Annotated in this window: 16 protein-coding genes; 5 read left to right on the forward strand and 11 right to left on the reverse strand. The window is 66.9% G+C overall.

The features are described from left to right. Window positions 1-862 precede the first annotated feature (862 nt). The 3 genes from AB0L57_RS31260 to AB0L57_RS31270 form a co-directional block, all read right to left on the reverse strand. Complete coding sequence (locus AB0L57_RS31260; RefSeq protein WP_364969952.1) at window positions 863-1,612, reverse strand: DNA alkylation repair protein; 750 nt, start codon at window positions 1,610-1,612, stop codon at window positions 863-865. Between the two features lie 291 nt (window positions 1,613-1,903). Beyond that, window positions 1,904-2,683, reverse strand: coding sequence for an aspartate/glutamate racemase family protein (locus tag AB0L57_RS31265; protein WP_364969955.1), 780 nt, complete (start codon window positions 2,681-2,683; stop codon window positions 1,904-1,906). 31 nt (window positions 2,684-2,714) lie between these two features. Further along, a complete protein-coding gene (locus tag AB0L57_RS31270) occupies window positions 2,715-3,899 on the reverse strand; it encodes an FAD-dependent oxidoreductase (RefSeq protein ID WP_364969957.1) in 1,185 nt (394 codons plus the stop codon). A gap of 210 nt (window positions 3,900-4,109) precedes the next feature. Between AB0L57_RS31270 and AB0L57_RS31275 the strand changes: the two genes are divergently transcribed. Next, window positions 4,110-4,457, forward strand: coding sequence for an SPW repeat protein (locus AB0L57_RS31275; RefSeq protein ID WP_364969960.1), 348 nt, complete (start codon window positions 4,110-4,112; stop codon window positions 4,455-4,457). Continuing rightward, on the forward strand, window positions 4,457-5,086 hold the full coding sequence (locus AB0L57_RS31280) for a TetR/AcrR family transcriptional regulator (RefSeq protein ID WP_364969963.1): 630 nt from the start codon (window positions 4,457-4,459) through the stop codon (window positions 5,084-5,086). The genes AB0L57_RS31275 and AB0L57_RS31280 overlap by 1 nt, the downstream gene beginning before the upstream one ends. A 5-nt stretch (window positions 5,087-5,091) precedes the next feature. On the opposite strand, the gene AB0L57_RS31285 is transcribed toward AB0L57_RS31280, so the two are convergent. Genes AB0L57_RS31285 through AB0L57_RS31300 form a run of 4 tightly spaced genes read right to left on the reverse strand, consistent with a single transcriptional unit; the run spans window position 5,092 to window position 7,152 of the window. Continuing rightward, window positions 5,092-5,352: a hypothetical protein gene (locus AB0L57_RS31285; RefSeq protein WP_364969966.1), complete on the reverse strand. Its 261-nt coding sequence runs from the start codon at window positions 5,350-5,352 to the stop codon at window positions 5,092-5,094. After that, on the reverse strand, window positions 5,349-5,789 hold the full coding sequence (locus AB0L57_RS31290) for an SgcJ/EcaC family oxidoreductase (protein ID WP_364969969.1): 441 nt from the start codon (window positions 5,787-5,789) through the stop codon (window positions 5,349-5,351). The genes AB0L57_RS31285 and AB0L57_RS31290 overlap by 4 nt, the downstream gene beginning before the upstream one ends. Further along, complete coding sequence (locus AB0L57_RS31295; RefSeq protein WP_364969972.1) at window positions 5,786-6,508, reverse strand: SDR family NAD(P)-dependent oxidoreductase; 723 nt, start codon at window positions 6,506-6,508, stop codon at window positions 5,786-5,788. Before AB0L57_RS31295 ends, AB0L57_RS31290 begins: the two co-directional genes overlap by 4 nt. A 5-nt stretch (window positions 6,509-6,513) precedes the next feature. After that, window positions 6,514-7,152, reverse strand: coding sequence for an SgcJ/EcaC family oxidoreductase (locus AB0L57_RS31300; protein ID WP_364969975.1), 639 nt, complete (start codon window positions 7,150-7,152; stop codon window positions 6,514-6,516). A gap of 96 nt (window positions 7,153-7,248) precedes the next feature. Here AB0L57_RS31300 and AB0L57_RS31305 point away from each other — a divergent pair, with 96 nt between their 5' ends. Next, window positions 7,249-7,725 (forward strand): MarR family transcriptional regulator, encoded by a 477-nt coding sequence (locus tag AB0L57_RS31305; protein WP_364969978.1) that lies wholly within the window; start codon window positions 7,249-7,251, stop codon window positions 7,723-7,725. 10 nt (window positions 7,726-7,735) lie between these two features. Here the strand turns inward: AB0L57_RS31305 and AB0L57_RS31310 are convergent, their stop codons facing one another. Further along, the gene (locus AB0L57_RS31310) at window positions 7,736-8,386 is read right to left on the reverse strand and encodes a TetR/AcrR family transcriptional regulator (RefSeq protein WP_364969981.1); all 651 of its coding nucleotides are present in this window, start codon (window positions 8,384-8,386) and stop codon (window positions 7,736-7,738) included. A 124-nt stretch (window positions 8,387-8,510) separates the two neighbouring features. On the opposite strand from AB0L57_RS31310, the gene AB0L57_RS31315 reads away from it, so the two are divergent. Then, on the forward strand, window positions 8,511-8,891 hold the full coding sequence (locus AB0L57_RS31315; protein WP_364969984.1) for a cupin domain-containing protein: 381 nt from the start codon (window positions 8,511-8,513) through the stop codon (window positions 8,889-8,891). A gap of 140 nt (window positions 8,892-9,031) precedes the next feature. Then, complete coding sequence (locus AB0L57_RS31320) at window positions 9,032-10,918, forward strand: hypothetical protein (protein WP_364969987.1); 1,887 nt, start codon at window positions 9,032-9,034, stop codon at window positions 10,916-10,918. A gap of 212 nt (window positions 10,919-11,130) precedes the next feature. Here the strand turns inward: AB0L57_RS31320 and AB0L57_RS31325 are convergent, their stop codons facing one another. From AB0L57_RS31325 to tuf, 3 genes are read right to left on the reverse strand one after another with little or no spacing between them, the layout of a single operon-like run. After that, the gene (locus tag AB0L57_RS31325) at window positions 11,131-11,493 is read right to left on the reverse strand and encodes a DUF5615 family PIN-like protein (protein ID WP_364969990.1); all 363 of its coding nucleotides are present in this window, start codon (window positions 11,491-11,493) and stop codon (window positions 11,131-11,133) included. Continuing rightward, window positions 11,490-11,798, reverse strand: a complete 309-nt coding sequence (locus AB0L57_RS31330) for a DUF433 domain-containing protein (RefSeq protein WP_364969993.1) — start codon at window positions 11,796-11,798, stop codon at window positions 11,490-11,492. The genes AB0L57_RS31325 and AB0L57_RS31330 overlap by 4 nt, the downstream gene beginning before the upstream one ends. A 24-nt stretch (window positions 11,799-11,822) precedes the next feature. Further along, window positions 11,823-13,013: an elongation factor Tu gene (tuf, locus tag AB0L57_RS31335; protein WP_364969996.1), complete on the reverse strand. Its 1,191-nt coding sequence runs from the start codon at window positions 13,011-13,013 to the stop codon at window positions 11,823-11,825. Window positions 13,014-13,075: the final 62 nt, after the last annotated feature.

A 13,075-nucleotide genomic window follows, 5' to 3' on the forward strand; every position in this document is an offset into this window, starting at 1 on the left:
GGGTACCGCTGCGTACGCGACGAAGGAGCAAGCAGCGGTACCCGAACGGCGAGACGGCCGCGAACCCACCCGGCAGGAACTTCCTCGGAAACGCTTTTGGCGTGCCGGGGAACGTCAGGCGGGAAGGTTCCTTTCCGCACCGCCGCCTGCTCCTTCGTCGCCTAGACAGCGAGAACCCGAACGCCGAGACGGCCATGAACTCACCCAGGGAGCACTACCCCGGAAACGCTTTCAGCGTGCCGGGGGACGTCAAGCGGGAGGTTCCTTTCCACACCGCCGCCTGCTCCTTCGCCGCCCACAACGAGAACCCAAACAACGAGACAGCCGCGAACCCACCCAGGGAGCACTACCCCGGAAACGCTCTCAGCATGCCGGGGAACATCAAGCGGGAGGTTCCCTTCCACACCACCACCTGCTCCTTCGCCACCCACACAACGAAAACCCAAACAACGAGACAGCCGCGAACCCACTCGGCACGACCTTCCTCGGGAACGCTTTCAGCGTGCCGGATCATTTGTGTGCGTGAGGTAGCCATCGGGATGGGTTTACCGAGAATGCTTTTCGCGCAACAGCGGCACCCCACAAGACGAGACAGTGACGAATACTCATCCCGCCGGCAGGCCAGATCACCGCAAACAGGCGACATCCACCCCGCCCCGGCCCGGCACGCTGAAAGCGTTCCCGAGGCAGTGCTCCCCGGGCGGGTTCGCGGCCGTCTCGCCGATCGGTGCCCGTCGCGTACGCGACGAAGGAGCAAGCGACGGGCACCGATCGGCGAGACCAAGGGGCCGCGAACCCCGCCGGAGCGAAGCGACGGCAGAAGATACAGCCCCCCGGAGCGAAGCGAAGGCCGAACACACCCCTATCGCTGGGCGCGATATGCCGCTCGCGTGGTGGGTTCGAGATGCTCGGTCGCGTAGCTCAATGCGGTGCGGCCCATATCCTGGGCGTGCTCGTCCAGGAAACCTGTCAGCAGGGCGCGGTCGATGCGCTTGCCCACCTCGCGCAGCATCCAGCCGAGCGCCTTCTGGATCAGATCGCGCCGATCGTCCAGTAACCGCTCGCACAATTCGAAGGTCGTCGAGGCGTCCCCGGCCTTGATGAACGCGAAGGTGCTGAGTAGCGCCACCCGGCGCTCCCACAGCGAATCCGCCTGTGCCAGCTCACCGAGCAGACCGCGCGGCCGCTCGAGCAACCACGGCCCGAGGATGTTCTCGGCCGACACATCGACCAGATCCCAATTGTTCACCCGGCCACCGCGCACGGCCGTCAGGTACATGTCGACGAGTTCGCGTTGTGCGGCCTCGGCAGCCCGGTCGCGGGCTCGCGTCTTCCCCGCCTTCGCCATGGCATTGTTCGCGATCACCAGCGCCACGAAGCGATGCTCGTGCACCGCACTCGCCAGCAGCGTTTCGATCTCCGAGATCGGCAAGGCCGCAAACCGTCCGGCGATCGCCCGGGACTTCGGAACGCTCACCCCGACGAAGACATCACCCTCGCCGTACTCACCCGGCCCGGTCTTGAAGAAGCTCCGCAACACGGCCACCCGGTCCGGGTCGGCCGCCTCGTCCACGGCCCGTGCCACGTCGGCAGCGGTATATCCGGCGGTCATGAGCACACCCGCATGCCGGCATCGATCGCGTCATCCATATCGACCACGCGGAGAGTATCGCGCACCGGAAGCCGATCAGCCCGCAATGCCGCCAGGTGAGAGCACATCGGTGACTGTCACTCCGGTCGGCAGGGGTAGCGACATCCGGCTCGCTCCGGCGATCACCGGCACGAATCCGATGGCACCCGAAGCTCGCACAGGTCCGGCCGGACAACAGGTACACCCGTCGTCGGCGCGCCGATGAATCCGGCCGAGACCGCATCCGAGCCCGTCACACAACGTGACGGCAGGCTAGGCGGTATTACAGGCGCGGTCCACCGCGCCCAATTCGCGACCCGACTCGTATGCTGCCGCGCCGGCCGGCAATTCTCCGGCGCGGCCGCTGTTGAAGACGGTGACGGTACCCGATCCCGCGGTGGGCCGCCCCAGCGCGTCGATACGTCGAAGCGTCTGACCCGCAACGGCTTCCGCGCTGTCGAACAGGCGGACCCCGGCAGGCAGCGCGGCGACGATCGAATCGAGCACCAGGGGGTAATGGGTGCAGCCGAGCACGATCGCCTCGGTACCGTCCGGTGTCTGGGCCGCCGCGCGCGCGATGGCCGCTTCGACGGCCGTCAGATCACCGCGGTCGATGGCATCGGCGAGGCCGTGACAGGCCACACCGGTCACATCGGCCGACCCACCGAACCGCGCGATCAGATCGGCCTGATAACGGCTCGCGGTGGTCGCGGCGGTGGCCCACACCGCCACGGAGTGGCAGGCCGCCGCGGCCGGTTTGATCGCCGGGACCGTACCGATCACCGGCACTTGCGGTCCCACCTCGGCACGCACATGTTCGAGTGCGGTGACACTGGCGGTGTTGCAGGGCAACACGATCGCCTCGGCGCCCAGATCCAGCGAGCGCCGCGCGGCGGCGAGGACCCGATCGATCACCCACTGCTCGGGTTTGGGCCCCCACGGCGCACCGTCGGGGTCCAGTTGCAGCAGCAGATCGAGGTCGGGACGCAACGTGCGCAGCCACGCGCCCGTCGGCAACAACCCGAGTCCCGAATCGATGAGCGCAACGATCACGGGCCAACTGTATTACAGCGTGCCCGGATGCTTACTTCACCGCCGCGGACCTGCTGTTGGCCGCCAGTTCGGCGCGCATTTTCATCACCTGACCGGTGCGTCCGCCGCCCACCACCGCGGTGAGAACCCCGGCGTCGAAATAGTGCGCCAGGAATTTCCGGCCGTCGTCGTCGATCACCCGGATCTCGTCGGCACCCGCCGGGGTGCCGAGAACCTGGATTTTCACGTCGTACTGATCGCTCCAGACATACGGCACCCGCACCGCTTCGGGAATCTCCCCGCCGAGCAGTGCGGTGGCCAGTAGTTTGGCCTGTTCACCGGCATTGGTCCAGTGTTCGACGCGCTTGTGCCGGCCGTTGTCGTGCCGCCAGGCCGCGACGTCGCCGACCGCCCACACGCCCTCGACGCCGGTGCGGCCCACCTCGTCGGCGAGCACCCCACCGCCGGCCTGCGGTTCCGCCAGCGGAATACCGGAATCGGCCAGCCATTCGGTCACCGGCGCCGACCCGACGCCGATGACGACCAGATCCGCGCTCACCGTGCTGCCGTCGGCGAGGGTGGCGCCGGTGACGGCCCCGTTCTCCGCGTGCAGCGAGGTCAGTCCGACGCCACAGCGCACATCCACACCCTCTTCGCGGTGCAACCGGCCGACCAGACGTCCCACCGCCTCACCCAGGGCGGCGGCCAGTGGAGTCGGCTGCGGCTCCACCAGGACGACATCCACCCCGCGCGAGCGGAAACTCGCGGCCAGCTCACAACCGATGAATCCGGCGCCGACCACCAGCGCCCGCCGTGCGGTCGCCAGCTGGTCACGCAGTGCGGCCGCATCCTCGTGCCGCCGCAGGACGTGGATACCGGACGCCTCGGGCAGGCCCGGAATCCGCTTGGGACGCAGGCCCGTTGCCACGATCAGCGCACCGTATTCGAGGGTGGCCCCATCGGCGAAGGTCAGCACCCGGGCCGCGGTGTCGACTCCGGTGACCGCCACCCCCAGGCGCAGCTCGATCTCCTTCTCGGCGAAGAATTCCGCGGGCCGCAGCGTCGTGTCCTCGGTCTCGCCGCGGACGAACTGCTTGGACAGCGGCGGACGATCGTAGGGCAGCCGCGATTCGTCGCCGACGAGGATCAGCCCACCCTCGTAGCCCGCACGGCGCAATTCCTCGGCGGTGCGCAGTCCCGCGAGACCCGCTCCCACGATCACGATCGGGGCGGTCATCGCAGCACTCCTCGCACGATCGGGGCGATCACAATTGCTGGCACGTTTTGCTGCACCAATCCACCATATTCTAGAACACGTTCTAATCTACGGTGACGGGCACCATATCCGACACCAATGAAGGATTATGTCGATTGCAGGTATTGACCGGGCGGTCAATCAGAGATATACCGAGTACAGAACACAATTCCGCCCCCGAGGAGGCCCCCGATGCTCACCGAATCCCGCACCCAGGACTTCGTAGCAGTGGTACTCGGCGCATACACCGCGCTGTCGCCCATCTGGACCGACCACAGCACCCGCGCCATGTGGACCCTGATCGTGCTCGGCGTCCTGATCGCGCTGACCGGCCTGGCCCAGCTGTCCCGCCCGGCGATGACCGGAACCGATTACGCCATGGGACTCTTCGGCGTCCTGCTGTTCATCTCACCGTGGGTGATGAACTACAGCGCCTTCAATGCCGCCTCGTGGACCGCGTGGATCGTCGGCGTACTGACCGTCGTCGTCGCCGTGGCCGCACTTCCGCAAGTATCGGCACGGATGCATACTGCACACTGATGCAGATGCACAAACCCCATCGAGCGGGGCGCCGCCGGAACAGGAAGATCGACGGCGACGCCCGCGCTCTCATTCTGGATGCCGCCGAAACCCTTTTCGCGGCAAACGGATTCGACGCGACCGCGACGGCCGCGATCGCCGATGCGGCCGACGTGCCCAAGGGACTGGTCTTCTACTACTTCCCCACCAAGAACTCGATTCTGTCGGCCCTGATGGCCGAGCGGGTCCCCACCCACCCCATCGAGGACATCGGCGCCGTGGTCACCCCGGGCGACCCGGCGACCAGCCTCGTGAAGCTGGATGCGGCACTCAATCTGCGCGATCACCACTCCTCGGTCCTGCGCGTGATCATGTGGCGCGAGGCCGACACCCATCCCGATGTGCGAAAACAATTGCGGCACATGCGTGATCAACTCCTCGACATCACCGCGCGGGTGCTGCAGGCCAGCGCGCCGGGCCAGGTCCAGCCGGGCACCCTGCGCGCCTGCGCCGCCGCCTGGGTCTCCGCCATGCTCAGCATCGCGAGTACCGACCGGCTGCACGCACTCGACGGCCTGACCATGGCCGGCGCCGAAGAGATCACGAACCTGTCCCGGGTGGTCGCCGCGGGCATGACCAATCTCGGCTGACCGGGTCATGAGGACACGGCGACAGCCGTCCGATACGCACTCGGGTCATCGATCGCATCCAGCAGATATGCGGCCAGGTCGGCGCGCGAGATCCGTGGCCCGACCTTCCCGCGAGCTCCCGGCGAGATCCGCGGCTCACCACGCGCCGGGCCGAGGCTACCGGCTCCACGGACCACCGCGGTGACGCAGAAGCCGCGACTGCGCGCCTCATCCACGACGAGCCGTCCGGTACGGCCGGTGGCCCCGAGGATCGCAACGGCCGTCATCGGTGTGCCGCCGGACGGGTGGCCGGTTGCAGCCTGAAGGTCAGCGCCTCCATCCATCGCTTACGCTGCGTCTTCTGCACCGCGGCGATCCGCCACTGCCCCGCGCCGTCGCGGATCACGGTGTAGGTGGCGAGTTTGCCGAGCCGCGCGGGTTTTCCCTTCGCCGACTCGCCCCGGGTGACGACGACCGCGGTATCACTGCCGTAGTGGCGGATCTCGATGATCTCGATCGTGAGACCGGTGCCCTTCAGGAAGCTGTCGAACAGGGCCTGGTGACCACGGCCGATCTCGGCTCCGCCGTGGTAGACGGTGCCCGTGTAAGTGACATCGGTGGCGTCATCGGTGAAGCACGCACCGTAGGCGGCGCCGTCGCCCCGGGCCCAGGCATCCTGGCTGCGCTGGATGAGGGCGCGAATTTCGGTGTCGGTGACGTTCATGATTCTCCTTGTTCTGCGAGCAGGGCCAGGGCGGCCCGGCGGGGAAGCAGCCGCAGCGCGGCGGCGAAGAGGTGATTGACAGGGCTGGTGAGCACCACCGGACCGTTCTTGTCGGACAACGCCTTCCGAGCCCGACGTACTACTTCGTACGGCGACTGCACCAGCCAGGCCGGCACATCGGCCGCCGATTGCGATGCGGTGGCGGTGACGCCCGGGCACAGGGCCAAGACATGGATCCCGCGCGACTTCTGTTCCTGCCACAGCGTTTCCGACAGCGCCGTGACGAATGCCTTGGACGCGCTGTACACACCCAGCCCCGGTTTCGGCGAATGCCCGAGTGTGGACGACACATTCACCAGAGCACTACCCGGCGCGGCGGCGGACAGGAAGGCATGTGCCAGCGTGGTCACGGCGCGGCAGTTGAGATCGATTGTGGTGAGGGCGGATTCGAGTGGAAGCCGGACGAAGTCGCCGTGCGTCGCGGTGCCGGCATTGTTCACCAGCAGCGAGTATTCCCCGGAACCAGCCAGTTCGGCCGTTGTCTCCAGACCCACCCGGGTGGTGAGATCGGCGACGAGGTAATCGTGCCCCGAGCCGAGTCCGGCCACGAGCCGCCGCAATCCGGCTTCTCCACGCGCCACCGCGGTCACCGAATATCCCTCGGCCGCAAGCGCGGTCGCGAAGGCATACCCGATACCGGCACTCGCCCCGGTCACCATTGCTCTCACCGTTCGGCCTCGGGCTCGGTGGCCGGATCGAACAGGAATGAGACGCGCTCGAAGACCGACTGCCGCTTGGTGTTGTGAAAACTCGCGATCCGCCATGTGCCGTCACGTTCGCGCACGACGGTGTAGGTCTGTGTCTTCGACAGTTCGGCCGGCCGCCCATCCTCGTATCGGTCACCCCGACTGGTGACGATCGCGACGTCGTCGCCGTAGAAGCGCACACCCAGGAACGAGTCGGCCAGTTTGGTGCCCTTCAGGAATCCGTTGAACAGTGCGCGATGCGCCTCGGTGAGATCGCGCCGACCGCTGTAGTAGGTACCGACGAAGGTCGTATAGGTCGCGTTCTCGGTGAAAGTCGCGCCGTATGCGTCGGCGTCATTGCGATCCCAGGCGGCGGTCATCTCGCCGATGGTCGAGCACACGGCTCGCAGATCCGCCGCACTGCCGCCGTCCGCCACGACGCTCGCGCAGTCGGAGACACCGGTATTGCGAACCTCCGAGGTGCGGTCCAGCCAGATGTATCCCCCAGCGGCGGTGACTCCCAGGCCCAGTGCGATCGCCCCCAGAGCCTTGGCGACGGTGCGTCGGCGAGACTTCCGAGAGCCGGTATCCGGCGTGTTGTCGATGGTTGCGGTCATGGCCGAGCCTTTCCCAGTGCTAATATCTGCTCAGAAGATGTTTCTTCTTTTAAGAACTCTCTTCGTTGAGGAAGAGATTAAGGAATGAGGTGATCCGTGTCAACAGGACAGGGAGAAAACGACCCCGGCCAGGTCTTTCGCCGGTACCTGAGCGCGGTCGTACTGCACGCGCAAGCAGGCGCAAAGGCCGTGGACCTCGGCCCCACCGACCTGTATGCGCTGAACATCCTGGAGCTGAGCGGTGCGATGACTCCCGGCGAACTGGGGACCCGGACCGGTTTGACCACCGGCCCCACCACCCGGCTCATCGACCGCCTCGAACAGGCCGGCTATGTGCGACGGGCCCCGGATCCGGGCGACCGCCGCAAGGTCATCGTCGAACCGGTCAACCGGCCGGAGGGCCTGGACCGGGCGCTCGCTCCCGCACGCCGCCGGATCGGCGAGATCATCCAGACCTATTCACCCGAACAGCGCGAGCTGCTGTTCGACTATTTCGCCCGCGCGGGGGAGGCGTATCAGCGGGCCGCCGAGGACATCGCAGCGCAAGGGACCGATCACGAAGCGGGCGAATAGATTCCGCGACCTACCCGACCCCGGCGAGCAACCCGGCCACCAGGGCCCGCAATCCCTGCTCATAGGTGTCGGCGGCAGTGAGTTCGGCCCAGCGATCCGCGACCGCCGCGAGTCTGGGGAACTGCTCGGCATCGATATCGGCGAAGACCTGCTCACGGAAGGGCGGGCGATCGTCTCGGCTGCGCCGGCGGTCGGCGGCGGCACGGATCAGAATCTCACCGGCCGTGTAGTACCAGATCGATCGATAGGCATGGACCGCGCGATCGGCCTCCAGCCCGCATTCCATCGCCGCGTCCAGGATGGCTTCCGGGTACCACAACGCCTCCGGCGACAGCAGATCGTCAGCGGTCAGCACCTCCGTGATCCACGGAACCGGAGCCAGGATGTCACGCATGGCCCGGGCCGCGACGATCAGCCGCGCACGCGGATCGGCGGGCAGCGAGGGCCGCACCGCTGTGGCCGCCGCCTCCTCGAGCAGAAGCAGCAGCAGGGCGTCTTTGTCCGGCACATGGTGATAGACGGCCATCGGCGTGGCCCCGAGTTCGGTGGCCAATCGCCGCATGGTCAGCGCCTGCACACCGTGGGTCTCGATCAGCTCGCGCGCCGCGGCCACGATCCGAGCGCGCGAGAGTCGCGGCGGACGTCCGGTTCGAGTGCTCACCCAGCCATCTTCACATGCCTCTGGACAGCAGCGACGGTGATCGGCTACTTTTTATACGCGTATAGAAAGTAGATCGCGGCCGAACCCACACCGGCCTCGGTCGGTGCCGAACGAGAGGGAACACATGGAAACGACGCCCATCGCGCTGTTCGAGCGTGGCATCCGAATACTGCCGGACGGCAAGATTTTCGACGAGCCGCGCCGAATGTCCGGAGATATCGACGGATGGACTCTGGCCGCATTCCGGGTCGCAACCGATGCCGAGGTCCACGGCGATCTGTGGGAGATGCATCCGGACGGCGCGGAGCTTGTGACCGTATTGTCCGGAGGCATCCGACTGATACTTCGAGCGGGCGAGACGCCGGAGACATCGGTACCGCTACGCGCAGGGCAGGCATTCATCGTGCCCCGCGGCCGCTGGCATCGCATCGAACTGGACGAACCGAGCGAGCTGATGTCACTGACGCTGCGGGCCGGTACCGAACTCGAGAAACGGGCGGATTGAGCTGCGGCGCAACGGCGACGGCACCCGTTGCGCACCCCGCGGACTCGCAACTGAAACGGTGAAGGATAAGAATGGGCCGTATGACGGATCCCGCCAATGCCCGTTTCGGAGAACCCCATGCTGCACGAGAGGGGTCGCGATTGACTCGCTCCGAGGAGGATCTGCAGCCGCGGGCGGATACCACCGGCTACGCCGCACCGGGCAGCGAGCATCACGGGCTGCGCTGGGACGGTAAGGAATTCGACGATCCGAGATCGGGGAGCGCGCCCGCGGTACTACCGATCCGCGACACCTCGCGCGGGCACGACGAATCCCTCACCTTCGGCGGCTATTCGAACGAGGATGCCGGCGGTATATTCGGCCCCGCACCCGACGGATCGGCCGGCGACACCCCCTCCTACACACCCGACTACCTCACCGGCACCTCGGTGTCTTCGGGCAGCGGCACCACCCCGGCATCGGGTTCTTCTCTGCCCGTCCGCGATTCGGCAGCATCCCTTGGCGGGGCACCGCAGCTGCCGCGCCGCGAACCCGCGCCGCACAGCACCTTCGCCTCGCCGTTCGCGGCCGAATTCGAACGGGCCGCAGCCGGTACGGCCGAACAAAAATCCGAGCCGATCGTCGACGAATCCGCTCCGACTTCGAGTTTCGCGGCCACGCCCCCAGCTTCGGAGAGCGCGATTCCGCAGCAGGAGGACAGCTCACAGGATGCCGAGGACACCATCCGCCGGATCGCGGAGAGCCTCGGTATCGATACCGATCTGACCGGCCGCTCCCGTTCCGAACGCGCAGATACTGACAGCCAGCCATCTGTCGGCAATCACAATGGAGTGATCGGATCGACCGAGCCTTACACCGCCGGCGAGCATTACGACGCCGCCCCGGCCGAGAGGCCGGTGGAATCCGCCACGAATTCCGCGGCCCCCGCACCGGATCCCCTCAAACTGCCCCTGCGCACCCCCACGCCGGCATACGGTCTGGCACGGACCGATGCCGGTGCGCCGGACCCGGGCCAGGCGCCGACCGACGAGACCCGGGCGCCCGCCCGTCGCCTGCCGGCGGCAGCGGCAGCAGCGGCACAGAAGCGAGGCGGCGAGACCAACGCGGGCCCCGACGGTGCGTCGGCCGAGCCGGGCCGCGACGGAGGTTCCGCGCTCCCCTCCCGTCTCCCGCACCGGCATTCGAGTGAGCCGGCCGCCGCCGACGCCGTGCGCGGCACCGATCCCGAACCGAGCCCGCTCGATCCCGAACCGTCGTCCGAGGACACCGCCTCGTTCGCGGCGATCGTCGACGTTCCAGCTGCCACGAGCGGTCTGCCCACACGCCGACCGATCTCCGGCCGCAACGGCACAGCGGTCGACCAGCTCTCGGCCCCGGTCACCGACCCCGGCGATCCGTCCGACACCGACGTCCTGCGACGGCGAACCTCCGAAACGACCGCAGCAGAATCGGATTCGACCGCCGCCGGTTTCACGCTGCCCCGTCGCGGGTCCACCACCGAACCGGCCGAGAACACCCCCGCCGGGGAATACTTCCCTGCCGCACAGCCATATTCGTCGACCGACCCAGCGGACCCGCTGTCGACCGATGCCGAGACTCTCGCACCGGCGCACCACACGGCCACGGAATCGCCCGCGGAGACCATCACCTCGAGTTCCACGGCCGAGCCCACCACCCCCCGCCGGAATCGTCGCGCGGCACCCGATCACACGGCCGGTGAATCCACCGAGGACATCGCCTCCCGCACCGGCATCGCCCCGAGCTCCCGCCGCGCCGCGCGCCGCCGGGCCGAGACCGGCGACGCCCCGGCCCTGGATGTCAGCGTCATCATGCAATTGCTCCTGGCCAGCCACAACCTGGAGAATGTGGCCCGCAACGCCGAGGCCGGCGACGTCTCCCTGGAGGACTTCATCACCGCCGCCCACCGCACCCGCGCCGCCGCGGTCGAACTGGTCACCACCTGGTTCGGCGGAGCGGAGCAGATGCGCGAATTCGCCCAAGCACTGCTGGCGGCGACCGAAAGCTGAGGCCGGCACCCTCGCCGTATCGCTGCTGGTGTGCATGCTGTACCGGGCTGCCACGCTGCGGCCGAACCTGCACGGTGGCGGCGCGGGCAACTGGTTCAGCTTCCCGAGCTGTCCCACCGAGATCGCACCACGGCCGAGCGTGACGGGTGCTGGCCGATCACGCGTGGCAGGAAGCCGCGATGCTCGCCGAGATCGCCCGCGGCAAGAAGACCTCAGCGACCACCGGAGTCATTCAGCGCACCGCGGATTTCGATGATCTTCTCTCCGGACTCTCTCATCTCCACCACCGTTGGCAGGATCGGCATGAATGCGTCGAGGAGAACCTTCTTGGCGCAATTGCCGATCCTGATCCACACCACTGGCGGACCAGTTTCTGCATTGTGGGAGCGACCGATCAGGATGAAGTCCTCGTCCTTGGTGATCACCGCCGCGCCGCGACGGATCGCTTCATCCCGGACCACCTGATCACTGGCCGATGTCATGGCGATATCGCAGACATGAACGGCTTCGTGTCCCTCAGCTGACACCGCGCGGGCAAGAGCAGGTGGGAGCTGTGCGTCGACGATGAACTTCAAGATGCGGTACGCAGGATCGGATGGTCCGCCTCAGCGGCAGCGAATGCCAGACAGGCACGGATATCCTCGCGCTCGAGGTATGGATAGTCCTCGAGGATCGAATCCTCACTCTCCCCTGCGGCAAGGAGTTCGAGCACATCCTTCACCCTGATCCGCATACCGCGGATGCACGGGCGCCCCCCCAGCTGGTTGGGGTCAAAGGTAATCCTGGACACCGCCACAGCATACCGGGCACCTGGTCGGCCCGACCTGACATGCGAGAAGGGCCGCTCCCCAACGGGAACGGCCCTTCTCAGTGCTGTCACCTACCGTGACGGCCCATCACAAGGTCACTTGATGACCTTGGTGACGCGGCCGGCGCCGACGGTGCGGCCACCCTCGCGGATCGCGAAGCGCAGGCCCTCTTCCATGGCGACCGGCTGGATCAGCTTGACGCTCATCTCGGTGTTGTCGCCCGGCATGACCATCTCGGTGCCCTCGGGGAGGGTCACGACGCCGGTCACGTCGGTGGTGCGGAAGTAGAACTGCGGGCGGTAGTTGTTGAAGAACGGGGTGTGGCGGCCACCCTCGTCCTTCGACAGGATGTACGCCTGGCCCTCGAACTCGGTGTGCGGGGTGGTGGTGCCGGGCTTGACGACAACCTGACCACGCTCGACATCGTCGCGCTTCAGACCACGAACCAGCAGACCGACGTTGTCACCGGCCTGACCCTGATCCAGCAGCTTCCGGAACATCTCGATACCGGTGATGGTGGTCTTCTGGGTCTTCTCGCGGATGCCGACGATCTCGACTTCCTCGTTCACGTTGACGATGCCGCGCTCGACACGACCGGTCACCACGGTGCCACGACCGGTGATGGTGAAAACATCCTCGATCGGCATCAGGAAGGGCTTCTCGGTCTCACGAACCGGGTCCGGGATGGACTCGTCGACGGCGTTCATCAGCTCGACGATCGACTCGACCCACTTCTCGTCACCCTCGAGGGCCTTCAGGCCGGAGACGCGCACGACGGGGGCGTCCTCGTCGAACTCCTGGGCGGCCAGCAGCTCGCGGACCTCCATCTCGACGAGCTCGAGGATCTCCTCGTCGTCGACCATGTCCGACTTGTTCAGCGCGACCAGGATGTAGGGCACGCCGACCTGACGGGCGAGCAGCACGTGCTCACGGGTCTGCGGCATCGGGCCGTCGGTGGCGGCGACCACGAGGATGGCGCCGTCCATCTGGGCCGCACCGGTGATCATGTTCTTGATGTAGTCGGCGTGGCCGGGGGCGTCGACGTGCGCGTAGTGACGCTTCTCGGTCTGGTACTCGACGTGGGAGATGTTGATCGTGATACCACGAGCCTTCTCCTCCGGAGCCTTGTCGATCTGGTCGAACGCGAAGCTCTGGTTCAGGTCCGGGTACTTGTCGGCCAGCACCTTGGTGATGGCGGCAGTCAACGTGGTCTTACCGTGGTCGACGTGACCGATGGTGCCGATGTTGACGTGGGGCTTCGTCCGCTCGAACTTCGCCTTCGCCACTGTGGTCCTCCTGGACTAGTTAGTGCGTGCTTTTTTGCAGCAGTGCGGTTTGTATTTACTGG

The sequence above is a fragment of the Nocardia sp. NPDC052254 genome (assembly GCF_040679495.1).
In the GTDB taxonomy this organism is placed as follows: Bacteria; Actinomycetota; Actinomycetes; order Mycobacteriales; family Mycobacteriaceae; genus Nocardia.